The following is a 23,420-nucleotide window of genomic DNA, read 5'->3' as shown; positions in this document are numbered from 1 at the left end:
GCTAACCTACCATCGCCCGAAGTTGTTGTGGCAGCGATCGTTTCGAGCGGTAGGGGCCGAGCACGGCGGCGCCGTAGGGCTTGCTCAGCAGGCGGCGGGCGACCGCGTTGACCTCGTCGACGGTGACGGCGTCGATTTGCTGCAGCGTCTGCTCGATGCTGCGGTGCGCGCCGTAGTTCAGCTCGCTGCGGCCGATGCGGCTCATCCGCGAGCTGGAATCCTCCAGGCCCAACACCAGCCCGCCGCGCAACGAGCCCTTGGCGATGCGGCATTCGGCCTCGGTGATGCCGTCGCGCGCCACCGCTGCGAGCACGTCGCTGGTCACGTTCATGACGTCGGCGAAGCGCTCGGGCTGGCACGCCGCGTACACCGACAGCGCGCCGCTGTCGGCAAAGATGTCCAGCGCGGAGTAGATCGAGTAGGCCAGCCCACGGGATTCGCGAACCTCTTGGAAGAGCCGCGAACTCAGGCCCCCGCCCAGCGCGGTGTGCAGCACCGACAGCGCCCAGCGATGCTCCCAGCCGCGCCCCGGCGTGCGCACGCCCAGCGACAGGTGGGTTTGCTCGGCGTCACGGTTGACCAGCATCAACGCCGGGTCGCCGGTGACCCGGCCGGAGCCTTTGCGCGGCGCGACGGGCCGCCGTCCGCGAACCAGACGCGACCCGAAGTGCTGACGCGCCAGCGCGACCACGTGGTCGTGTTCGACATTGCCGGCCACCGCGACGACCATCCGCTCCGGCGTGTAGCGCCGGATGTGAAACGAGTGCAGTTGGGACCGGGTCATCGCCGACACCGATTCCGCCGAGCCGATCACCGGGCGGCCCACCGGGTGGTCGCCGAACAACGCCGTCAGGAAGATGTCGCCCAGCGCGTCCTCGGGGTCGTCGTCGCGCATCGCGATCTCCTCGAGGACGACGTCGCGTTCGAGTTCGACGTCGTCGGCGGCGCACTGCCCGTTGAGCACGACATCGGCGACCAGGTCGACCGCGAGCTCCAGATCGGTGTCGAGCACGTGCGCGTAATAGCAGGTGTGCTCCTTGGCGGTAAACGCGTTCAGCTCCCCACCGACGGCGTCCATCGCCTGCGCGATGTCCACGGCCGTGCGGGTGGGCGTGGACTTGAACAGCAGGTGTTCCAAAAAGTGCGCCGCCCCGGCCACCGCGGCGCCCTCGTCGCGCGAGCCGACGCCGACCCACACGCCGACCGACGCCGAACGCACCGCCGGCAGGTATTCGGTGACGACCCGCAGGCCGCCCGGCAGTGTGGTGCGCCGCAACGCGGCCTGGTGTTCGGGTTTCGCTGCGGCGGTGCGGGTGCCCCGCCGCAGCGCGGGATCAGCTGCTTGCCGTCGCGGCATCGGCTGGTGCGGCCTCCTCGACGGGCGCGGACCCGTTATCGGCTCCCTCGTCTTCGGACACCAGGACCAACGAGATCTTGCCGCGCTTGTCGATGTCGGCGATCTCCACGCGCAGCTTGTCGCCGACGTTGACCACGTCCTCGACCTTCGCGATGCGCTTGCCCCGGCCCAGCTTGGAGATGTGCACCAAGCCGTCGCGACCAGGCAGCAGCGACACGAACGCGCCGAAATCCGTTGTCTTGACCACGGTTCCGAGGAACCGCTCGCCGACCGTGGGCAGCTGCGGGTTGGCGATGGCGTTGATCTTGTCGATCGCGGCCTGCGCCGAGGGCCCGTCGGTGGCGCCGACGAAGACGGTGCCGTCGTCCTCGATGGAGATCTGCGCGCCGGTCTCCTCGGTGATGGCGTTGATGACCTTGCCCTTGGGCCCGATGACCTCGCCGATCTTGTCGACCGGCACCTTGATGGTGGTCACCCGGGGCGCGTACGGGCTCATCTCGTCGGGGGCGTCGATGGCCTCGGCCATCACCTCGAGGATGGTCAGGCGGGCGTCCTTGGCCTGCGCCAGCGCGCCCGCGAGCACCTGCGACGGGATCCCGTCGAGCTTGGTGTCCAGCTGCAGCGCGGTGACGAAGTCCTTGGTGCCGGCGCACTTGAAGTCCATGTCGCCGAACGCGTCCTCGGCGCCCAGGATGTCGGTGAGCGTGACGTAGCGGGTTTCGCCCTCGACGTCGTCGGAGACGAGGCCCATGGCGATGCCGGCCACCGGCGCCTTGAGCGGCACCCCGGCGTTGAGCAGCGCCAGCGTCGACGCGCACACCGAACCCATCGACGTCGAGCCGTTGGAGCCCAGCGCTTCGGACACCTGACGGATGGCGTACGGGAACTCCTCGACGCTGGGCAGCACCGGGATCAGGGCCCGCTCGGCCAGCGCGCCGTGCCCGATCTCGCGCCGCTTGGGCGAGCCGACCCGGCCGGTCTCGCCGGTGGAGAACGGCGGGAAGTTGTAGTGGTGCATGTAGCGCTTGGACGTCTCCGGCCCCAGCGAGTCGATCTGCTGGGCCATCTTGACCATGTCCAGCGTGGTCACCCCCAGGATCTGGGTTTCGCCGCGCTCGAACAGCGCGCTGCCGTGCGCCCGCGGAACCACCGCCACCTCGGCCGCGAGGGCGCGGATGTCGGTGATGCCCCGGCCGTCGATGCGGAAGTGGTCGGTCAGGATGCGCTGGCGGACCAGCTTCTTGGTCAGCGAGCGGAACGCGGCGCTGACCTCCTTCTCGCGGCCCTCGTACGTTTCGGCCAGCCTGGACAGCACCTCGGCCTTGAGCTCGTCGGTGCGCGCGTCGCGCTCGGCCTTGCCGCCGATGGTCAACGCGGCGGACAACTCGTCGGTGGCCACCGAGGCCACTGCGTAATAAACGTCTTCGGCGTAGTCCGGGAACGTCGGGTACTCGGCGACGGGCTTCGCGGCCGCGTCGGCCAGCTCCTGCTGCGCGGCGCACAGCACGGCGATGAACGGCTTGGCGGCCTCCAGGCCTTGGGCCACAACGGTTTCCGTCGGCGCCTGGGCGCCGCCCTCGACGAGCTCGATGACCTTCTCGGTGGCCTCGGCCTCGACCATCATGATCGCGACATCGTTGTCGACCTTGCGCCCGGCGACCACCATGTCGAACACCGCCCGCTCGAGCTGCTCGACGGTCGGGAACGCGACCCAGGTGCCGTCGATCAGCGCCACCCGCACACCCCCGATGGGGCCGGAGAATGGCAGGCCGCTGATCTGGGTGGAGGCCGACGCGGCGTTGATCGCCAGCACGTCGTACAGGTCGTTGGGGTCCAGGCTCAGGATCGTCACCACGACCTGGATCTCGTTGCGCAGGCCGTCGACGAACGACGGGCGCAGCGGGCGGTCGATGAGCCGGCAGGTCAGGATCGCGTCGGTGGACGGCCGGCCCTCGCGGCGGAAGAACGAACCCGGGATGCGGCCGGCGGCGTACATCCGCTCCTCGACGTCGACCGTCAGCGGGAAGAAGTCGAAGTGTTCCTTGGGGCTCTTGCTGGCGGTGGTCGCCGACAGCAGCATGTTCTCGTCGTCCAGGTAGGCGACGACGGCGCCGGCGGCCTGCTGGGCCAATCGGCCGGTCTCGAAACGAATGGTGCGGGTGCCGAAGCTCCCGTTGTCGATGGTGGCGGTCGACTCGAACACGCCTTCGTCAATTTCAGCTACAGACATAACGGTGTCCGTACAGCCTCTCTGTAATTCAGCTGTTTCGCGTGCTCACGCGCGAATTGAGAGGCGGCCTGCAAGGAGAGTCTGAATACGGCTACGGCCATTCGATCGAAGCCGCCGGCCCCCACAAAGAGCCCGGCAGCCACTACCGAAGACCGCCCGAATGCAGACCCGGCCGCATCCTATTGACGCGTAGTGACACGCTGGAACGGCACGCGCGGATCTGCGCGAACCGCACCGGTTGCTCGGGCCGAACCGGCCCAGAACGCTCCTACTCTACACGGACGACCTGCTAGGTCAGCGTCCGATCAGCGCCTCAAGCCCAGCCGCTCGATCAGCGAGCGGTAGCGCTCCACGTCGATCGAGGACAAATACTTGATCAGCCGGCGCCGACGACCCACCAGCAGCAGCAACCCGCGCCGCGAGTGGTGGTCGTGCTTATGCATCTTGAGGTGCTCGGTCAGGTCGGCGATCCGCTTGGTGAGCAGCGCGATCTGCGCCTCCGGGGAGCCCGTGTCGGTGTCGTGCAGGCCGTACGTGCTCAGAATCGACTTTTTTTGCTCGGCAGTAAGCGCCACGAAAATATCTCCATCAATCGGTCCGCGATCAGTTCTTACGGCGCGGCCACCGCGAACCGCAGCACGCGCCGATGTCGTCGGGCAGTCTAGCAGTGTTGCCGGTTACTCCGCGGACAGCAGCGCCCGCGCGCGCTCGGTGTCCTTGCCCATCGCGGCGACCAGCTCCTTCACCGAGTCGAACTTGCGCTGCCCGCGGATGCGCGCGACGAAGTCCAGGGCGACGTGCTGTCCGTACAGGTCGGCGGTGGTGTCCAAGACGAACGCCTCCACGGTGCGGGTGCGTCCGGAAAAGGTCGGGTTGGTGCCGACGGACACCGCGGCCTGGTAGCGCTCACCAGGGACGACAGTGCCGGTAACCGGTCCGTGCCCGAGCACCGTGAACCAGGCCGCGTACACGCCGTCGGCGGGGATGGCCGAATACATCGGCGGCGCCACGTTGGCGGTGGGAAAGCCCAGCTCGACGCCCCGCCCGTAACCGCGGACTACGACGCCCTCGACGCGGTGCGGACGGCCCAGCGCCTCGCTGGCCGCCACCACGTCACCGGCGTCGACGCAGGACCGGATGTAGGTGGACGAGAAGGTCACCGTCTCGGTGTTGTGGTGCTCGGACAGCAGCGACATCGACTCCACGGCGAAGCCGAACCGCTCGCCGGCCTTGCGCAGGGTCACGACGTTGCCGGCCGCCTTCTTGCCGAAGGTGAAGTTGTCGCCGACGACGACCTCGACCACGTGCAGGTTCTCCACCAGCAGCTCGTGGACGTAGCGCTCCGGCGTGAGCTTCATGAAATCGGTGGTGAACGGCATCACCAGGAACACGTCGATACCCAGCTCCTCGACCAGCTCGGCGCGCCGGGTCAGTGTCGTCAGCTGCGCCGGGTGGCTGCCGGGATACACCACTTCCATCGGGTGCGGGTCGAACGTCATCAGCACGGTCGGCACGTCGCGGGCGCGGGCGGATTTCACCGCGTGCGCGATCAGCTCGGTGTGCCCGCGGTGCACGCCGTCGAACACCCCGATGGTGAGCACACATCTGCCCCAGTCCGTGGGGATTTCGTCTTGTCCCCGCCAGCGCTGCACGACCGCTAGCCTACGGCGTCCAGTGGTAAACAGATCAGACGCACTTTGCTAAAACTTCTGCCTAAACTTTCTGGTTGTGAGTCTCACTCCGGTCGCCCAGGACTATCTGAAGGTCATCTGGACGGCCCAGGAATGGTCCCGAGAGAAGGTCAGCACCAAGATGCTGGCCGAGAAGATCGGCGTGTCCGCCAGCACGGCCTCCGAGTCGATCCGCAAGCTCGCCGAGCAGGGTCTGGTCGACCACGCGAAGTACGGGGCCGTCACCTTGACCGAATCGGGGCGCCGCGCGGCGCTGGCGATGGTGCGCCGGCATCGGCTGTTGGAGACGTTCCTGGTCGACGAGCTCGGCTACGCCTGGGACGAGGTGCACGACGAGGCCGAGGTGCTCGAGCACGCGGTGTCGGACCGGCTGGTGGCCCGGATCGACGCGAAGTTGGGGTTCCCGCAGCGCGACCCGCACGGCGACCCGATACCGGCCGCCGACGGGCAGGTGCCGACGCCGCCGGCGCGTCAGCTGTGGGCGTGCGGTGACGGAGACACCGGGACGGTGGCCCGCATCTCCGATGCCGACCCGGAGATGTTGCGCTACTTCGCCAGCGTGGGGATCCAGTTGGACGCGCGGCTGCGCGTGCTCACCCGCCGCGAGTTCGCCGGCATGATCTCGGTGGCGCTGGAATCCGACGGCGCGCAGAGCACCGTCGAACTCGGGAGTCCGGCCGCCCGGGCGATTTGGGTGGTGGCCTAAGTCCTTGCCGCGAGCCGAACCTGGCTGCGATTTTCGGCGCCGAGATTCGCAGTGAGGTTCGGCTCGCGAAGGGAGCCTCAGCTCAGCAGCCCCTTGGCGATGTGGGTGACCTGAACCTCGTTGCTGCCGGCGTAGATCATCAGCGACTTGGCATCGCGGGCCAGCTGCTCCACCCGGTACTCGGCCATGTAGCCGTTGCCGCCGAACAGCTGCACGGCCTCCATCGCAACCTCGGTCGCCGCCTCCGACGTGTACAGCTTGATCGCCGACGCCTCGGCCAGCGTCAACGGCTTGCCCGACTGCTGCCGCTCGATGATGTGAAAGACCATGTTCTGCACGTTCATTCGGGCGACTTCCATCTTGGCCAGCTTCAGCTGGATCAACTGGAACTGGCCGATGTTCTGTCCCCACAGCGTGCGCGTCTTGGCGTAATCCACGCACAGGCTGTGGCATTCGTTGATGATGCCCAGCGCCATCATCGCGATCCCGATGCGTTCGGCGGAGAAATTCGCGCGGGCGCTCTCGCGGCCGTCTCCGCCGTCGTGCCGTTCGCTCTCGCCCAGCAGTCGGTCGGGGGTCAGGCGCACGTTGTCGAAGAACAGCTCGCCGGTCGGCGAGGACATCATGCCCATCTTCTTGAACGGCTTGCCCTGCGTCAGGCCCTCCATGCCGGCGTCGAGGACGAACACCAGCACCGGACGGTTGCGCTTGTCGACGGTGGCGTCACCCTCGTCGAGCTTCGCGTAGACGACCAGCACATCGGCGTACGGCCCGTTGGTGATGAACGTCTTCTGCCCGTTGAGGATGTAGTCTTCGCCGTCGCGTTTGACGTAGGTTTTCATGCCGCCGAACGCATCCGAGCCGGAGTCGGGTTCGGTGATCGCCCAGGCCGCGATCTTCTCCAGCGTCATCAGCTCGGGCAGCCAGCGCTCCTTCTGGGCCAGCGTGCCGCGGCTCATGATGGTCGTCGCGCCCAGGCCCAGGCTCACGCCTACCGTGCTCAGCAGCCCGATGCTGACCCGCGCGACCTCCGAGACCAACACCGCGACCATCGAAGACTGGCCGCCCATCCCGCCCGAATCGTCTGCGCCGTCCTGATTTTCGGGATTTTCAGCGGTACCGGACCGCTCCCGGTCGAGCATCTTCTTGACCGCCTCGGCGGCCATCGCGTCGAGGCCGAACTGGTTGAACAGCTTGCGCGCGATCGGATACGGCGACAGCTGGCCGCTTTCCAGTTCGTCGAGATGCGGCCGGATCTCCTTGTCGACGAATTGACGGACCGCGTCCCGGACCATCAGGTCGGTTTCGGACCACTCGTACATGGATTCAGCGCTCGGCGCGCTGGTAGGCGGTGACCACCGCGGCCCCGCCCAGCCCGATGTTGTGCTGCAGCGCGGCGGACACGCCCTCGACCTGACGCTTGTCGGCGGTGCCGCGCAGCTGCCAGGTCAGTTCGGAGCACTGCGCCAGGCCCGTCGCGCCCAACGGGTGGCCCTTCGAGATCAGCCCGCCCGACGGGTTGACCACCCAGCGACCGCCGTAGGTGGTCTGGTTGTCGTCGACCAGCTTGGGCGCCTCGCCCTCGCCGCACAGACCCAGCGCCTCGTACAGCAGCAGCTCGTTGGCCGAGAAGCAGTCGTGCAGCTCGATCACCTGGAAGTCGTCCGGACCGAGGCCGGACTGCTGGTAAACCTTTTGCGCCGCTTGGACATTCATGTCGTAGCCGATTATGTTGCGCGCGCTGCCGTCGAAGGTGGAGGCGAAGTCGGTGGTCATGGCCTGTCCGACGATCTCCACGGCCTGCCCGGCGAGGTCGTGCTTGGCGACGTAGTCCTCGCTGGCCAGCACCACGGCGGCGGAACCGTCGGAGGTGGGCGAGCACTGCAGCTTGGTCAGCGGGTCGGAGATCATCTTGGCGGCCAGGATGTCTTCGAGGGAGTACTCCTCCTGGAACTGCGCGTACGGGTTGTTGACCGAGTGCTTGTGGTTCTTCAGGCCGATCTTCGCGAAGTGCTCGGCGGTGGTGCCGTACTTCTTCATATGCTCGCGGCCGGCCGCGCCGAACATCCAGGGCGCCACCGGGAAGTGGAACTCGTCGATCTCGTTCATCGCCTTGACGTGCCGGCCCAGCGGCGATTCGCGGTCCTCGGCGCCGCCGGCCAGCGCGCCGGGCTGCATCTTCTCGAAGCCCAGCGCCAGCACGCAGTCGGCCAGCCCGCCGCGAATGGTTTGCGCGCCCAGAAACAGCGCCGTCGACCCGGTGGAACAGTTGTTGTTGACGTTGACGATCGGGATGCCCGTCATGCCCAACTCGTAGAGGGCGCGGTTGCCGGAGGTGGAATCACCCGAGCAGTAGCCGACGAAGCCCTGCTCGATGTCGCTGTAGTCGACCCCGGCGTCCTGCAGCGCCTTAGTGCCCGACTCCTTCGCCATCTGCGGGTAGTCCCAGCCCTCGCGGCGCCCCGGCTTCTCGAACTTGGTCATCCCCACGCCGACCACGTAAACCTTGTTAGACATAACGACCCTTTCTTGACACCCGTCTAGTCGGCAGCTTAGCCCTACAGGGTCGCCGGGCGGATCACTACGACCGGCTTGGTGCCCGCACCCTCGTCGCGCAGCAGCGCGATCACCCGGCCGTCGGCGTCGGCGGCGGCGTAGACCCCGTCGATACCGGCCTTGAAACCCCACGCAGCGAGGGCCCGTCCGTGGCCGGTCGCCTCGGCTTCGGCCGCGGTGAGGTCGCGGCGCGGGAACATCAGCAGGCAGGCTTCGTCGAGGGTCAGCGTGAGCCGGGGCTCGTCGGCCAGCGCGTCGAGGGCGCACGCCTGGTCCAGCCCGAAGCGACCGACCCGGGTGCGGCGCAACGACGTCAGGTGCCCGCCGACACCGAGCGCGGCGCCGAGATCGCGGGCCAGCGCGCGGATGTAGGTTCCCGACGAGCAGTCGACTTCCACATCGACGTCGACGAGTCGATCGTGGGCTCGCACCGCCATCAGCTCGAACCGGTCGATGCGCACCGGGCGCGGTTGCAGGTCGACGGTGTGGCCCTCGCGGACCAACCGATACGCGCGGCGACCGTCGACCTTGATCGCGCTGACCGCGGACGGCACCTGCGCGATGTCACCGCGCAACCCGGCCATCGCCGCGACGATGTCGTCGGTGCTCACGTGCTCGGCCGAAACCGCTTGCAGCAGTTCACCTTCGGCGTCCTCGGTGGAGGTGGTCTGGCCCAGCCGGATGGTCGCGGCGTACGACTTCGACGCCCCGCTCAGCAGCCCCAGGATCTTGGTCGCGCGCTCCACCCCGATCACCAGCACGCCGGTGGCCATCGGGTCCAGCGTGCCCGCGTGTCCCACCTTTTTGGTGGTAAAGATTCGCCGACAGCGCCCGACCACGTCGTGACTGGTCATGCCGGCGGGCTTGTCGACCAGGACTATGCCCGGCGCGCTCATAGCACGATCGCGGTCAGCACCAGCCCGCGCCCGACCGACCACCGGCCCCGCAGCGCGGTCAGCGGCGGCCCGGACAGCGCCTCGGGGTCGATCAGGATCTTGGAGACGAACTCCCCGGAATCCGTCGCGCCGGGGTCGACGTCGAACACGATGTGCGCGTCCTCGAAACCCAGCCAGCGCTTGGTCAGCGGGAACCACGCCTTGTACGTTGCTTCCTTGGCGCAGAACAGGATTCGGTCCCAGTGCAGGCCGGTCGGCAACGCCTCTATTTCGTGACGCTCCTCGTCGAGCGCGATCGCTTCCAGCACGCCCTGCGGCAACACGTCGTGCGGCTCGGCGTCGATGCCCACCGAGCGGACCGCGCCGCTGCGCCCCACCACGGCGCCGCGGTAGCCGGTGCAGTGGGTGAGGCTACCCACCACGCCGTCGGGCCAGCACGGTTCTCCCTTCTCCCCCTTGAGGATTGGCACCGGCGCCACACCGAGCTCACCGAGCGCGATCCGGGCGCAGTGCCGGACGGTGATGAACTCGTTGCGCCGCTTGGCAACCGACTTGGCGATCAGCGGTTCCTCGTCGGGCAGCGGCGTCAAGCCCGGTGGGTCGGAATACAGCTCGGCGTACGCCAGGTCGTGCGACGCCGTGTCGGGCAGCACGGACGAGACCAGCGTCATCCGGAGTGCTCTTGGGACTGCCGAAGGCGGATGCGTTCCCGCACCTTCGCGCTCTGCGCCTTCATCTCGGGGGTGATCACGAAATGGCCGCCGAAGGCGTTGAGGTATCCGGGCGCGTATTGCGGGTCCGGCAGCACCTGGCGCAGCCAGCTGTACGGCTTGCGACGCCGCCACTCGCGCGGGTAACCCACCGACACCTCTTCGAACCGCACGTCGTCATACCAGGTGGTCCGCGGAATGTGCAGATGCCCGTAGACCGAGCAGACGGCGTTGTAGCGAGTGTGCCAGTCGGCGGTCTTGGTGGTTCCGCACCACAGCGAGAACTCCGGGTAGAACAGGGCGTCGCACGGCTCCCGCACCATCGGAAAGTGGTTCACCAGGACGGTCGGCGTCATCCAGTCGAGCTGCTCAAGGCGCTTGCGGGTGCTGGCCAGCCGGTCGGCGCACCAGGCCTCCCGGGTCGGGTAGGGCTCGGGTGAGAGCAGGAATTCGTCGGTGGCCACGATGTTGCGCTGCCGCGCGATCGCCATGCCTTCGGCTTTGCTGGTCGCCCCCACCGGCAAGAAGCTGTAGTCGTAAAGCAAGAACATCGGCACGATGGTGGCCGGGCCGCCGCGTTCGGTCCACACCGGGTACGGGTGCTCGGGCGTCACCACTCCCATCTCGTCGCACATGTTGACCAGGTAGTCGTAGCGCGCCCGGCCGAAGATCTGTACCGGGTCCCGGGTGGTGGTCCACAGCTCGTGGTTGCCGGGCACCCAGATCACCTTGGCGAACCGCCGCCGCAGCAGATCCAGCGTCCAGCGGGTCTCGTCGGTGCGTTCGGCGACGTCACCGCAGACGATCAGCCAGTCCTCCGGAGACGACGGGTGCAACGACTCGGCCACCGGCTTGTTGCCGAGGTGACCGGTATGCAGATCGGAGACCGCCCACAGGGTCGGCTGTCCGCCGTTTCTCGCCTCCACGAGTAATCAGCCTAATGAATACGCGGATCAGCCCCCGCCCGCCGGCTAGAACAGGTTCCAGCTTTGGCTGTGACGCCGGCCACCCGACTTGTATAGTCCGGGCAGGGAACCGCTTGTTTTGTCACGGGCAGGGGGCGTACATGGTGACCAGGTTGCGCCTGATCGGAGCGTTCTGCGCGCTGCTCACCGCGGTCATCGGCGGGACGCTGGGCGCGCGCGGCGCGCCGGCCGGGGGCGGGACCGTTCAGCTGCGATCGACCGCCCTGCCGCTGGCGCCGGAAACGACGATGAAAAGCCCGATCGTGGCCACCACCGACCCGCGGCCGTTCGACGCGTGCGAGGACATCCCCTTCGACGTGCTGCAGCGCCTCGGCCTGGCGTTCACCCCGCCCGAGCACGAGGAGGGCCTGCGCTGCCACTTCGACGCGGGCAACTATCAGCTGGCCGTCGAGCCGATCGTCTGGCGCACCTACGCGGCCAGCCTGCCGCCCGACGCCGTCGAGACCGATATCGGCGGGCACCGCGCCGCCCAGTACTGGGTGATGAAGCCGACCTACCACAACAGCTTCTGGTTCCAGTCCTGCATGGTGGCGTTCAAGACCAGCTACGGCCTGATCCAGCAGGCGCTGTTCTACTCGACGGTCTACTCCAACCCCGAAGTCGACTGCATGGCCACCAACCTGCAGCGGGCCAACGACCTACTGCCGTACTACAAGCTCTAGTGACGGCCATTCACCCGGCGGAGCAACGGCTGCGCAGCAGGTTCGGCGGCCACCTGGCGGGACGAGCCCTCGGCCGGATGCTGGGGCTGCCGCGGCCCACCACGCGCTACACGGTGAACGCAGTCCGCGTCCCGATGCGCGACGGCGTCGAGCTGGTGGCCGATCACTACGCGCCGGTGACCTCGCGACCGGCCGGCACCGTGCTGGTCCGCGCGCCCTACGGGCGCGGGTTTCCGTTCGCGCTGATCTTCGCCCGGCTCTACGCCGACCGCGGCTACCACGTGGTGCTGCAAAGCGTGCGCGGAACCTTCGGGTCGGGCGGCGAGTTCGAGCCGATGGCCAACGAGGCCGCGGACGGCGCCGACACCGCGGCGTGGCTGCGTCAGCAGCCCTGGTTCACCGGCCGGTTCGCCACCATCGGGGTGTCGTACTTGGGATTCACCCAGTGGGCGCTGCTGTCCGATCCGCCGCCGGAGCTGGCCGCGGCGGTGATCACCGCGGGCCCGCACGACATGCTGGCCTCGGTGTGGGGCACCGGAGCGTTCGCCGTCGGCGACTTCCTGGGCTGGAGCGACATGGTCGCCCGCCAAGAGGAGCCGAAGCTGCGCGGCGTGATCCGTCAGACGCGCATCGCCCGGATGGTGGCGCGCGCGGCGGCCGAAGTGCCGTTGGGCGGCGGCGCCCGGGCGCTGCTCGGGGCGGGCGCGCCGTGGTTCGAGTCCTGGGCAGCGCACGGCGGCGACGGCGACCCGTTCTGGGATCGGATGCGCCACCCCGCCGCTCTGGACCGCGCGTCGGTGCCGGTGTTGCTGCTGGGCGGCTGGCAGGACATCTTCCTGCGCCAGACGCTGCAGCAATACCGGCACCTGCGGGACCGGGGCGTCGACGTCGCCCTGACCATGGGCCCGTGGACGCACACCGACCTGCTCACCAAGGCGCTGGCCACCGGCGTCCGGCAAACCCTGGACTGGCTGGGCGCCCACCTGGGCGGCGCGCCGCCGCGGCGGCCCGGCCGGGTCAACGTCTTCGTCAACCACCACGGCTGGCGCCATCTGCCCGACTGGCCGCCCGCCACCACCGATCATTCGCTCTACCTGCAGCCCGGCGGCCGGCTGGGCGAGAACGCACCCGAGCCGGGGGTCGCCCCGGCGACATTCCGCTATGACCCCGCCGACCCGACGCCCACCACCGGCGGTCCGCTGCTGTCCACCGAAGGCGGCTACGCCGACGACAGCCGGCTGGCCCGACGGGCCGACGTGCTCGACTTCACCGGCGACCCCCTCGACCGCGATCTGTACGTGTACGGAAACCCGGTCATCGAGCTGGCGCACACCTCGGACAATCCCCACGCCGACCTGTTCGTCCGGGTCAGCGAGGTCGACGCCCGCGGCCGATCCCGCAACGTCAGCGAGTCCTACCGGCGCCTCGACGCCGGGCAGGAAGCGGTCAGCATCGAACTCGACGGCACCGCGCATCGCTTCGCGGCAGGGACCCGCATCCGCGTCCTGATCGCCGGCGGCTGGTTCCCCCGCTACGCGCGCAACCTCGGCACCGACGAACCGGTGCTCACCGCCCGGCAGCTGAAGCCGGCGACGCACCGCGTGCATTTCGGAAGTTCCCGGCTGGTGCTGCCCGTCGGGGGGCCGTTAACCGACTGAGTCGCGGACCCGGGCCGCGACGTCGGCCAGTGCCGGGTCGTGGTGCACCGGTGCGGCCAGCGCGGGGCGCACGGGCAGCTGCACCCAGCTGGTGCAGCCCGCGTACTTTCGGTCGCGCGCCAGGCGCACCGGCTCGACCAACGGGATCGCCTGCACGACCAGCACGGCGAGCTTGTGCTTGGGCCGGAAGTCGAGCCGGTCGGCGCGCACCGAGTCGGTGGTCCAGATGTGCAAATCCTCGATCTCGCTTAGGTTGTCCGGGCGGTTAACCGGAAGTGCGGCAACGACTTTCGCGGCGGCCCGCACCGTGAGGTGCTCGTCGTCGCTGTCGGCGGAGGCCGCGTCGAGCAGGTCGCGGTGTTCGGGCCGGACCCGCTCGGCGTGGCTGTGCGCGACCGTCGGGAACAGCAGAAATTCCCCGGCCGCCAGCTCGAAGCGCTTCTCCCCGATCCCGCCCTTGCGCAGCAGCACCCGCTGGCGACCGTCGAGCAGCGCATGCACCACCGCGCTCCACTCCTTGAGCGCGGGGTATGTCATCCCGCGGCCAGTCGCCGCAGCGGCGGCACCGTCTTCGGCGGCTGGCGCCGCGGCGGCAGGCTGCCCAGCAGTCGCGTCGTGGTCGCGGTGACCTCGGCGACGGCGGCCTCGAACGCCTCTTCGTTGGCGGCCGACGGGTGCGTGATGCCGCTGACCTTACGCACGTACTGACGCGCGGCGGCCGCGATCTCTTCGGCCGTCGCGGCGGGCTGCAGCCCGCGGAGTTCGGTGATGTTACAGCACATGGTTACCACGATAGGGCGGCCGCGGGCGCCTTGCTCTGCGGCCGTCTCTACGGTGAAAGCCATGAGCGACAACATCCTGCTGATCGAAACCACCGAGCGGGTGCGCACCCTGACGCTGAACCGGCCGCAGTCTCGCAATGCGCTGTCGACGGCCCTGCGCGACCAATTTTTCGGGGCCCTGGCCGACGCCGAGGCCGACGACGACGTCGACGTCGTGATCCTCACCGGCGCGGATCCGGTGTTCTGCGCGGGGCTGGACCTCAAGGAGCTGGGCGGGCAGTCGGCGCTGCCGGACATCTCGCCGCGCTGGCCGTCGATGACCAAGCCGGTGATCGGCGCGATCAACGGGGCCGCGGTCACCGGCGGGCTGGAGCTGGTGCTCTATTGCGACGTCGTGATCGCCTCGGAGCAGGCGCGCTTCGCCGACACCCATGCCCGGGTCGGCCTGCTGCCCACCTGGGGTCTGTCCGTGCGGCTGCCGCAGAAGGTGGGGATCGGCATCGCCCGGCGGATGAGCCTCACCGGCGACTACCTGTCGGCCGCCGACGCGCTGCGGGCCGGCCTGGTCACCGAGGTGGTGCCGCACGAGGCGTTGCTGCCGACGGCGCGCAGTGTGGCGGCGTCGATTGTCGGCAACAACCAGAACGCGGTGCGGGCGCTGTTGGCGTCGTATCACCGCATCGACGAATCGCAGACCAGCGAGGGACTGTGGCTGGAAGCCATGGCGGCCAGGCAGTTTCGGACCAGCGGCGACGACATCGCGGCCAACCGCGAGGCGGTGCTGGCGCGCGGCCGTTCGCAGGTACGGTAGGCGCGGCTCAGCGAATCCGGGTCTCGGTCGCGTGGTCGAAGAAGCAGACCTCCTGCGGGTGCGGCACGATCGACAACGAATCCCCGATCGCCACCGCGGTGCGCCGGTCGGTGCGGAACACGATGCGCTGGGCGCTTGACGACCACCCCTGCTGGCTGATTGGCGTTGCGTAGACGAATGATTCGAAGCCCAGCTCCTCGACCAGCTCGACCTGGACGGGCAGCGCTCCCGGAGCGCCCGCGGGCGCCACATCCCAGGACTCCGGCCGAACGCCGATGAGCACCCGCCGGCTCTGCGCCGCCGAGCGCGGGACCGGGATCGCCAGATTCGGTGCGGTCAGGATGCCGTCGGTCACGGCGGCGTCGATGAGGTTCATCGCCGGCGCCCCGATGAAGGTGGCGACGAACGTGTTGACGGGATCGTCGTAGAGTGCCCGGGGGCTGTTGACCTGTTGCAGCACACCATCTTTGAGCACGGCGACCCGGTCACCCATGGTCATCGCCTCGACTTGGTCGTGGGTGACGTAGACGGTGGTGGTGCCCAGCCGTCGCTGCAATCCCGAGATCTGCGAGCGGGTGCTCACCCGCAGCTTGGCGTCCAGATTCGACAACGGCTCGTCCATGCAGAACACCTGGGGCCGCCGCACGATCGCCCGTCCCATCGCCACCCGTTGCCGCTGCCCACCGGAGAGCTTGGACGGCTTGCGGTCCAGCAGTTCGGTCAGTTCCAGCATGTCGGCCACCTCGCGCACGCGGCGACGGGTCTCGGCGCGGGACACGCCGTGGTTGCGCAGCGCGAATCCCATGTTCTGCGCCACCGTCATGTTGGGGTACAGCGCGTAGTTCTGGAACACCATCGCCACGTCGCGGGCCCGCGGCGGCAGGTGCGTGACATCGGCGTCACCGATCGTGATACGGCCCGACTCAACGGTTTCCAGCCCGGCGAGCATGCGCAGCGTGGTGGACTTGCCGCAGCCCGACGGGCCGACCAGCACCAGGAATTCGCCGTCGGCGATCTCGAGGTCCAGGTTGTCGACGGCGGGCGCCTCGGCGCCCGGATAGCGGTGGGTGACACCGGAATAGCGGACTTCAGCCATGCTGCATACCCGGCAGCTTTCGCTTGATCTGGCGGTCGAGGACGACCTGCAGCTGGTGGTTGATGTCGGTGAAGGTGGATTTCACGTCGGATCCCTTCAGGCCGATGGATTCCAGCCCGGTGGCGATGATGCGGTCGGCGCCCGGCAGGAAGACGCGCGCGTAGTCCTGCGGACGGGTATGCGGCAGCTGGTCGATCGCCACCCGAGCGCGCGGGTTCTCGGCGAGATAGCGCTGTTGGGTCGGATCACCCGCGACGGACTTCCGCACCGCGAGGTATCCGGTGCGTTGGCTGAAATACGCGGTGCTGGCCGGGCTGGTGACGAACGCGATGAACTTGAGCGCGTTGAGCTTTCGCTCGTCGGAGAGCTTGGCGGGAATCGCCAGCCCCGCCCCGCCCGTCGGGCAGGCGGGCGCGCCCGCGGGACCGACGGGCAGCGGCGCGACACCGAAGTCGAACCTGGCGGCGTGGGTGATGCCGACCAGGGCGCCCGTCGACGCGATCGTCGAGGCCAGGATGCCGGTGGCGAACTCGTTGGCCGTGTCGTTCGAGATGACGGCGTAACCCTTGGCATGGACCGAATCCCGCAGGAAGTTGCCCGCCGCGACGGTGGCGGGTTCGGTGAACGTCAAGCGCCACTTGTCGGAGTAGGCGCCGCCGAACGCCCAGTTCGGTCCCTCGAATGTCCAGGAGATCGATTGGGCGTTGGCCCAGCCGTGGGCCGATCTGCGGTCGCCGACCACGCGCTGCAGCCGCGGGCCCCAGTCGTCGAACTCCTGCCAGGACAGCGGCCCGCGATCCGGCAGGCCGGCCGCGTCCCACAACGGCTTGTTGTAGTAGAACAGCGGCGTCGAGCGCGCGTAGGGCAACGCGTAGTGCCGGCCGTCGAATTCGTAGTCGGCCAGCAGCGAGTCGACGTAGTCGCCCGCGTCCACCCCGGCCTGGGCGAACAGGTCGTCCAGCGGGGCGATGGCGCCGGACAGCGCGAAGTGAAACCACCAAATGTCGTCCAGCACAACGACATCGGGCACGTCGGTGCCGATCAGCGCCGCGTTGAACTTTTGCGCCACTTCGTCGTAGTCCTTGCCGGCGTCGATCAGCTTGACCGACGCCGCCGGGAATTCGCTAGTGAAGCGGGCGATGAGCTCCTTTTCCACGGCGGTGGACTGCCCGGGGTGATTGGACCAGAACGCGATCGGCCCCGGGCCGGACTTGATCGAGACGCCGCCGCCCATCCCGGCGCAACCCGCGGCGGCGGCGGCTGACAAGAGGAAGGTCCGGCGGTTCAACCTTTCACCGCGCCCGACGTCAGGCCCTTGATCATCTGCCGTTGCAGGCCGATGAAGATGAGCAGGATGGGCAGCATCGCCAGCAGCGTCACCGCCATCACCGGACCCCAGTTCGTCAGGCCCTCGGCCTGCTGCAGGAAGGTCAGGCCCACCGGCAGCGGCGCCACCGCTTCGTCGTCGGACATCAGGAACGGCCACAGGTATTCGTTCCACTCGTTGACCACCGTGATGACACCGAACGCCACCATCGTCGGCCCCGACATCGGCAACACCACGCGCAGCAACAACTGCCACCACCGCGCGCCGTCCATCCGGGCCGCCTCGATCACTTCGGCGGGCAGAGAGAGAAAGTGGTTGCGCATCAAGAAGGTTCCGAACGCGACACCGGCCAGCGGCAGGATGATGCCCGGGAAGGTGTTGCGCAGGCCGAGTTGCGAGATCAACGCGTAGTTGGAAATCACCGTGATCTGGTTGGGCACCATCAGCGCCGCGATGATCCCCAAAAACACCGCCGTCTTGCCGGGGAATTCCACGAACACCAGGCCGAACGCGCTGAGCACACCGAGCACGAACTTGACCGAGGCCAGCGCCGACGTGAGGATCACCGAGTTACGCAGGTACGTCCAGAACGGGATCTGCCGGGTGGCGGTCGCGTAGTTCTGCGGATGCCAGTGCGGCGGCCACCAGGTGGTCGGCTGCGAATAGACGTCGGGCTGCTCCTTGAACGAGGTGAACACCACGAACAGCAGCGGCCCCGCGATCAGCAGCACGACCACCGCCATCGCCGCATAGCCCAGCAGCCGCGCGGCCTTCATTGGCGCAGCTCCTTGTCCATGACCCGCGTCTGGTAGTACGTGATGGCCAGCAGCACCAGGAACATGATGGTGGCGACGGCGGCGCCGTAGCCGGCCCGGAAGTTGCGGAAGGTCTCCAGATACACCTGGTAGACCATGGTCGTGGTGCCGGTGCCCATCGGCCCGCCGCGGGTCATGACGTTGATGACGTCGAAGACCTGCAGCGAGTTGATCAGCACGGTGATCGACAGGAAGAACGTCGTCGGGCGCAGCTGCGGAAACAGCACCCGGCGAAAGGTGGACCATCGGCTGGCGCCGTCGATCTCGGCCGCCTCCAACAGGTCTCGGCGTACACCTTGCAGCGCGGCCAGATAGATGACGAACGTGTAGCCGAGGTTCTTCCAGATGTAGGTCACCGTCACCATGAACATCGCCCAGTGCGGGTCCTGGTAGAAGTCGGGCACACCAATACCGATGCGGTGCAACAGGTCTTGCACCAGACCGAAATGCGGGTCGAAGACGAACTGCGCCGCCAGGCCAACCGCGGCGCCGGAAATCACGAACGGCGCAAACACGGTGGAGCGCACCAGGTTTCGTCCGCGCAACGGTTGATCGAGCAGCATGGCCAGCACCAACCCCAGCACCATCGAACCGACGACAGCCGCCACGGTGAACACCACCGTGTTGAGCACGATCTGGCGGGTGTCGGTGCGGGTGAACCATTCGGCGTAATTCGACAACCCGATGAACTGCGCGCTGCGGTCGGAGATGTTCCAGTCGAAAAACGACAGCCGGATGTTGTCCGCCAGCGGGCGATAGATGAACAGCAGCAACAACGCCAGGTTCGGGCCCACCAGGACGACGAACAGGGCGTAATCACGCCAGGGACGCTGCCGTACCCGCCGCGTCGTGCTCACCGGCGCGAGTCAGCCAAGCGCCGCGCGCAGGGACGCCACAGCGTCTTCGATCAACCCCGACGTGGAATAGCCGGCGGCCAACCGGTGGCCGCCGCCGCCGAACGCCGACGCGACAGCGGCGAGATCCACGTCCTTCTTGGCGCGCATCGACACCGACCACTGTTGCGGCTCAACCTCTTTGAACACCGCCGCCACCTCGGCCTGCTGCGTGGTGCGAACGATGTCGACGATGCTTTCGACTTCCTCCGAGCGCGCGCCCAAAAACTCCTGATGGTTGACGACCGCGTAGACCAGGCCGCGGCCACCGGCAGCGTCGGGCAGCAGCCGCGCCGACCCCAGCACCCTGGACAGCATCGGCAACCAGGCGAACGGATGCGTATCCATCAACGTCCGGCTGACCGCGCCGTTGTCCACCCCGATGTCGACCAGTCGCGCCGCCAGGCGCAGGGCGCGGGCGCTGGCCCAGCGGAACGATCCGGTGTCGGTCGTCAGCCCGGCGTAGATGCAGTGCGCGACATCGGGGTCGATGGGAATCCCCCACGCGTCAAGCAGGTCGGCCACCATCATCGTGGTCGAATCGGCCGCCGTGTCCACGAAATTCGCAGTGCCGAACAGGTCGTTGGAGGCGTGGTGGTCGATCACCAGCAACTGCTGGCCCGGACCGGCCAAGTCGCCCAGCGCGCCGAGCCGTTTGCGGCTCGGCACGTCGACGGTCACCACCAGATCGACGTCACGGCGGATGTCGTCGGGACCGATCAGCAGGTCGCAGCCCGGCAGCGACCGCAACGATTCCGGCAACGCGGCGGGTGCGGCGAAGCTGACCTCAACCTGTTTGCCGCGACGGTCGAGCACGATGCCCAGCGCCAGCCCCGCGCCGACGGTGTCGGCATCGGGATGGACGTGACAGATCACCGCGATAGTCGTTGCGGCCGAAAGCAATTCAGCGGCACCGGCGGCGTCCACGGATAGTCCCGGCGTCCCCGCCAGGCGCGGCTCAGTTTTCGGATCGATGGTCGTCACCGGCGTCGGCTTCCGTTCCCCGGTCACGGTATGGGTCGGCCTCCCCCGCCGGCTTGGCGCCCGCCCGGACCCGCGCCACGTCGGCGTCCGCGGCACGGGCGCGGGCCAACAGCTCGTCCATCCGCGCCACGCTATCCGACGTCGTGTCCCGGCTGAACGCCAGCGTCGGGGTGAAGCGCACACCGGTGCCCGCGCCGACCTTGGTGCGCAACGTACCCTTGGCCCGGTCCAGCGCGGCTGCGGCGCCGGCGAAGTCCGGCTCGTCGTTCAGCGTCGGTCCCATCACGGTGTAATAGACCGTAGCGTCGTGAAGGTCGGCTGTCACTTTGGCGTCGACGATGGTCACGCCGGCCAGCCGCGGGTCCTTGATCTCCCGCTCGATCGCAGAGGCGACGATCGCGGCGATCCGCTTTTCCAGCCGCCGCGCCCGAGCGTGATCAACCATCCAAGTCGGCCATCTACGTGCGCTCCTTTTGGACCAGCTCGTAGGACTCGATGATGTCGCCTTCCTTGATGTCGGAGTAGCCGAGAGTCATACCGCACTCGAAGCCCTCGCGGACCTCGGTCACGTCGTCCTTTTCCCGGCGCAGCGAGTTGATGGTCAGGTTGTCGGTGACCACGATGTTGTCCCGCAGCAGGCGGGCCTTCGCGTTGCGGCGCACCACACCGGAGGTGATGATGCAGCCCGCGATGATGCCCACCTTGGAGGACCGGAAGATCGCCCGGATCTCGGCGCTGCCGAGCTGCTTCTCCTCGTAGATCGGCTTGAGCATGCCGCGCAGGGCCTTCTCGATCTCGTCGATGGCCTGGTAGATGACCGAGTAGTAGCGGATCTCCACGCCCTCGCGGTTGGCCAGCTCGGTCGCCTTACCCTCGGCGCGCACGTTGAAGCCGATGATGATCGCGTCCGACGCCGACGCCAGGTTGACGTTGGTCTCGGTGATGCCACCGACGCCGCGGTCGATGACGCGCAGCGCCACCTCGTCGTCGACCTGGATGCCCATCAGGGCCTCCTCCAGCGCCTCGACGGTACCGGCGTTGTCGCCCTTGAGGATCAGGTTCAGCTGGCTGGTTTCCTTCAGCGCCGAGTCCAGGTCCTCCAGGCTGATCCGCTTGCGGCTGCGCGCGGCCAGGGCGTTGCGCTTGCGCGCGCTGCGCCGGTCGGCGATCTGGCGGGCGATGCGGTCCTCGTCGACGACCAGGAAGTTGTCACCCGCGCCGGGCACCGAGGTGAACCCGATGACCTGCACCGGCCGCGACGGCAGCGCCGCCTCGATGTCCTCGCCGTGCTCGTCGACCATCCGGCGGACCCGGCCGTACGCGTCGCCGGCCACCACCGAGTCGCCGACGCGCAGCGTGCCGCGCTGAATCAGCACGGTGGCCACCGGGCCGCGACCGCGGTCCAGGTGCGCCTCGATCGCCACACCCTGGGCCTCCATGTCGGGGTTGGCCCGCAGGTCCAGGGCCGCGTCGGCCGTCAGCACGACCGCCTCGAGCAACGCCTCGATGTTGGTGCCCTGCTTGGCGGAGATGTCGACGAACATGGTGTCGCCGCCGAAATCCTCTGCCACCAAACCGTATTCGGTGAGCTGGCCGCGGATCTTGGCCGGGTCGGCGCCCTCCTTATCGATCTTGTTGACCGCCACCACGATCGGCACGTCGGCGGCCTGCGCGTGGTTGATGGCCTCCACCGTCTGCGGCATCACGCCGTCGTCGGCCGCGACCACCAGGACCGCGATGTCGGTGGCCTTGGCGCCGCGGGCACGCATGGCGGTGAACGCCTCGTGACCCGGGGTGTCGATGAAGGTGATCGGCCGCTCGTCGCCGTCGAGGTCGACGGTCACCTGGTAGGCGCCGATGTGCTGGGTGATGCCACCGGCCTCGCCCTCGCGCACGGTGGCGTTGCGGATGGTGTCCAGCAGTCGCGTCTTGCCGTGGTCGACGTGGCCCATGACGGTCACCACCGGCGGGCGGGTCTGCAGGTCTTCCTCGCCGCCCTCGTCCTCGCCGTAGGTGAGGTCGAAGGATTCCAGTAGTTCGCGGTCCTCGTCCTCGGGGCTGACGACCTGCACGACGTAGTTCATCTCGCTGCCCAGCAGCTCGAGCGTCTCGTCGCCGACCGACTGCGTGGCGGTCACCATCTCGCCGAGGTTGAACAGCGCCTGCACCAGCGCGGCCGGGTTGGCGTCGATCTTCTCGGCGAAGTCGGAGAGCGACGCGCCGCGGGCCAGCCGGATGGTTTCGCCGTTGCCGTGCGGCAACCGCACGCCGCCGACGACGGGCGCCTGCATGTTCTCGTACTCGGCGCGTTTCGCCCGCTTGGACTTGCGGCCGCGCCGCGGCGCGCCGCCGGGACGGCCGAACGCGCCGGCCGCACCGCCGCGCTGGCCGGGACGACCGCCGCCGCCGCCGGGGCCGCCGCCGCCGGGCCGCCCGCGGAAGCCGCCGCCACCGGCGCCGGGCGGCGCGCCGACGCCGCCGCCGCCGCGGTAGTTACCGCCGCCGCCGTCGCGGCCGCCGGGCCCACCGGGACGGCCGCCGCCGGGGCGGCCCGCGCCGGGTCGCGGGGCGCCGGTGCGGGCGGGCCCGCCGGCGCCGCCGCCCGGGCGGGGCGGCATGCTGCCGGGCGAGGCGCCCGGACGGGGCGCGCCCGGCCGGGCGGCCCCGGGTCGGGGCACCGGGCGCGGGATCGGACGGTCGACGGGCTGCGCCGACGAGAACGGGTTGTTGCCCACGCGCGGGGGACGCGCGCCTGGGGTCGGCCTCGGCCCGGGAGGTCCAGGACGGGGGCCGGGAGTCGCCCCGGGAGGGCCGGCCGGGGGTGCCGCCTGCGCGGGCGGTTGTCCCGGGCCGGGCGCCGGGCGTCGGGGCGCGGGCGTGGGCGCCTGCGGGGCCGCCGCGACGGCGCCGTTGTCGGTCTTGGCCTGCGCGCCGGCCGCCTCGCCGTTGCCGGCTGCCTTGGGGATCGCGCTGTCGAGGGCCTTCTCCAGGCCCTGTGCGGCCTTGTCGGCGGTTTTGGTCGGGCCCGCAGCGGCCTTGTCGGGGGCCGGTTTGCTGCCGCCGAACGATTCGCGCAGCCGGCGAGCAACGGGCGCCTCTACCGTCGAGGATGCGGACTTGACGAATTCGCCCTGTTCATTCAGCCGGGCGAGAACTTCCTTGCTGGTAACACCGAGTTCCTTGGCTAACTCGTGTACGCGGGCCTTACCTGCCACTACTTCTCCTGTCTAAGAGGCGACAGTCGTGGGCCGGCCGCGCCT

Annotated in this window: 22 protein-coding genes; 4 read left to right on the top strand and 18 right to left on the bottom strand. The window is 68.9% G+C overall.

Features of this window, described 5'->3' with window-relative positions:
- Position 1: 1 nt before the first annotated feature.
- The 4 genes from G6N66_RS08060 to G6N66_RS08045 form a co-directional block, all read right to left on the bottom strand.
- Complete coding sequence (locus G6N66_RS08060; RefSeq protein ID WP_085236002.1) at positions 2–1,357, bottom strand: M16 family metallopeptidase; 1,356 nt, start codon at positions 1,355–1,357, stop codon at positions 2–4.
- A complete protein-coding gene (locus G6N66_RS08055; protein WP_085236005.1) occupies positions 1,335–3,587 on the bottom strand; it encodes a polyribonucleotide nucleotidyltransferase in 2,253 nt (750 codons plus the stop codon). The genes G6N66_RS08060 and G6N66_RS08055 overlap by 23 nt, the downstream gene beginning before the upstream one ends.
- A gap of 305 nt (positions 3,588–3,892) precedes the next feature.
- On the bottom strand, positions 3,893–4,162 hold the full coding sequence (rpsO, locus tag G6N66_RS08050) for a 30S ribosomal protein S15 (RefSeq protein ID WP_085236018.1): 270 nt from the start codon (positions 4,160–4,162) through the stop codon (positions 3,893–3,895).
- Between the two features lie 102 nt (positions 4,163–4,264).
- Positions 4,265–5,239, bottom strand: a complete 975-nt coding sequence (locus G6N66_RS08045) for a bifunctional riboflavin kinase/FAD synthetase (protein ID WP_085236020.1) — start codon at positions 5,237–5,239, stop codon at positions 4,265–4,267.
- A 76-nt stretch (positions 5,240–5,315) separates the two neighbouring features.
- Here G6N66_RS08045 and mntR point away from each other — a divergent pair, with 76 nt between their 5' ends.
- Complete coding sequence (gene mntR, locus G6N66_RS08040; protein ID WP_232079232.1) at positions 5,316–5,984, top strand: manganese-binding transcriptional regulator MntR; 669 nt, start codon at positions 5,316–5,318, stop codon at positions 5,982–5,984.
- Between the two features lie 77 nt (positions 5,985–6,061).
- On the opposite strand, the gene G6N66_RS08035 is transcribed toward mntR, so the two are convergent.
- From G6N66_RS08035 to G6N66_RS08015, 5 genes are read right to left on the bottom strand one after another with little or no spacing between them, the layout of a single operon-like run.
- Entirely contained in the window at positions 6,062–7,306 is a 1,245-nt protein-coding gene (locus G6N66_RS08035) for an acyl-CoA dehydrogenase family protein (RefSeq protein ID WP_085236024.1), read from the bottom strand.
- A gap of 4 nt (positions 7,307–7,310) precedes the next feature.
- A complete protein-coding gene (locus G6N66_RS08030) occupies positions 7,311–8,501 on the bottom strand; it encodes a lipid-transfer protein (protein ID WP_085236026.1) in 1,191 nt (396 codons plus the stop codon).
- A 41-nt stretch (positions 8,502–8,542) separates the two neighbouring features.
- Positions 8,543–9,436 carry a tRNA pseudouridine(55) synthase TruB gene (truB, locus tag G6N66_RS08025; RefSeq protein WP_085236028.1) on the bottom strand — a complete coding sequence of 298 codons (894 nt, stop codon included), beginning with the start codon at positions 9,434–9,436 and terminating at the stop codon, positions 8,543–8,545.
- Positions 9,433–10,107: a 4'-phosphopantetheinyl transferase PptT gene (pptT, locus tag G6N66_RS08020; RefSeq protein WP_085236030.1), complete on the bottom strand. Its 675-nt coding sequence runs from the start codon at positions 10,105–10,107 to the stop codon at positions 9,433–9,435. Before pptT ends, truB begins: the two co-directional genes overlap by 4 nt.
- Positions 10,104–11,072, bottom strand: a complete 969-nt coding sequence (locus G6N66_RS08015; protein WP_139825512.1) for a metallophosphoesterase family protein — start codon at positions 11,070–11,072, stop codon at positions 10,104–10,106. The genes pptT and G6N66_RS08015 overlap by 4 nt, the downstream gene beginning before the upstream one ends.
- Before the next feature lie 140 nt (positions 11,073–11,212).
- Here G6N66_RS08015 and G6N66_RS08010 point away from each other — a divergent pair, with 140 nt between their 5' ends.
- Both G6N66_RS08010 and G6N66_RS08005 read left to right on the top strand, forming a co-directional pair.
- On the top strand, positions 11,213–11,794 hold the full coding sequence (locus G6N66_RS08010) for a DUF3558 domain-containing protein (RefSeq protein WP_085236032.1): 582 nt from the start codon (positions 11,213–11,215) through the stop codon (positions 11,792–11,794).
- A gap of 77 nt (positions 11,795–11,871) precedes the next feature.
- A complete protein-coding gene (locus G6N66_RS08005) occupies positions 11,872–13,452 on the top strand; it encodes a CocE/NonD family hydrolase (protein WP_085236242.1) in 1,581 nt (526 codons plus the stop codon).
- On the opposite strand, the gene G6N66_RS08000 is transcribed toward G6N66_RS08005, so the two are convergent.
- A complete protein-coding gene (locus G6N66_RS08000) occupies positions 13,441–13,989 on the bottom strand; it encodes a DUF1802 family protein (protein ID WP_085236034.1) in 549 nt (182 codons plus the stop codon). The genes G6N66_RS08005 and G6N66_RS08000 overlap by 12 nt on opposite strands.
- Positions 13,986–14,234 (bottom strand): DUF2277 family protein, encoded by a 249-nt coding sequence (locus G6N66_RS07995; RefSeq protein WP_085236036.1) that lies wholly within the window; start codon positions 14,232–14,234, stop codon positions 13,986–13,988. The genes G6N66_RS08000 and G6N66_RS07995 overlap by 4 nt, the downstream gene beginning before the upstream one ends.
- Positions 14,235–14,295: 61 nt before the next feature.
- Here G6N66_RS07995 and G6N66_RS07990 point away from each other — a divergent pair, with 61 nt between their 5' ends.
- Complete coding sequence (locus G6N66_RS07990; protein WP_085236038.1) at positions 14,296–15,045, top strand: enoyl-CoA hydratase; 750 nt, start codon at positions 14,296–14,298, stop codon at positions 15,043–15,045.
- A 7-nt stretch (positions 15,046–15,052) separates the two neighbouring features.
- On the opposite strand, the gene G6N66_RS07985 is transcribed toward G6N66_RS07990, so the two are convergent.
- From G6N66_RS07985 to infB, 7 genes are read right to left on the bottom strand one after another with little or no spacing between them, the layout of a single operon-like run.
- Positions 15,053–16,141, bottom strand: a complete 1,089-nt coding sequence (locus tag G6N66_RS07985; RefSeq protein WP_085236040.1) for an ABC transporter ATP-binding protein — start codon at positions 16,139–16,141, stop codon at positions 15,053–15,055.
- Positions 16,134–17,375, bottom strand: a complete 1,242-nt coding sequence (locus G6N66_RS07980) for an ABC transporter substrate-binding protein (protein ID WP_085236041.1) — start codon at positions 17,373–17,375, stop codon at positions 16,134–16,136. The genes G6N66_RS07985 and G6N66_RS07980 overlap by 8 nt, the downstream gene beginning before the upstream one ends.
- A 50-nt stretch (positions 17,376–17,425) precedes the next feature.
- Positions 17,426–18,244: a carbohydrate ABC transporter permease gene (locus G6N66_RS07975; protein ID WP_085236043.1), complete on the bottom strand. Its 819-nt coding sequence runs from the start codon at positions 18,242–18,244 to the stop codon at positions 17,426–17,428.
- Positions 18,241–19,140, bottom strand: a complete 900-nt coding sequence (locus tag G6N66_RS07970; RefSeq protein WP_085236044.1) for a carbohydrate ABC transporter permease — start codon at positions 19,138–19,140, stop codon at positions 18,241–18,243. Before G6N66_RS07970 ends, G6N66_RS07975 begins: the two co-directional genes overlap by 4 nt.
- A gap of 9 nt (positions 19,141–19,149) precedes the next feature.
- Positions 19,150–20,160 carry a DHH family phosphoesterase gene (locus G6N66_RS07965; protein WP_139825513.1) on the bottom strand — a complete coding sequence of 337 codons (1,011 nt, stop codon included), beginning with the start codon at positions 20,158–20,160 and terminating at the stop codon, positions 19,150–19,152.
- Positions 20,135–20,605 (bottom strand): 30S ribosome-binding factor RbfA, encoded by a 471-nt coding sequence (gene rbfA, locus G6N66_RS07960; protein WP_085236048.1) that lies wholly within the window; start codon positions 20,603–20,605, stop codon positions 20,135–20,137. The genes G6N66_RS07965 and rbfA overlap by 26 nt, the downstream gene beginning before the upstream one ends.
- 13 nt (positions 20,606–20,618) lie before the next feature.
- On the bottom strand, positions 20,619–23,375 hold the full coding sequence (gene infB / locus G6N66_RS07955; RefSeq protein WP_085236050.1) for a translation initiation factor IF-2: 2,757 nt from the start codon (positions 23,373–23,375) through the stop codon (positions 20,619–20,621).
- Positions 23,376–23,420: the final 45 nt, after the last annotated feature.

The organism is Mycobacterium conspicuum (assembly GCF_010730195.1).
GTDB classification, from domain to species: Bacteria; Actinomycetota; Actinomycetes; order Mycobacteriales; family Mycobacteriaceae; genus Mycobacterium; species Mycobacterium conspicuum.
Note: the sequence above shows the minus strand (reverse complement) of the source record. Positions and strands in the feature narration are given on the sequence as shown.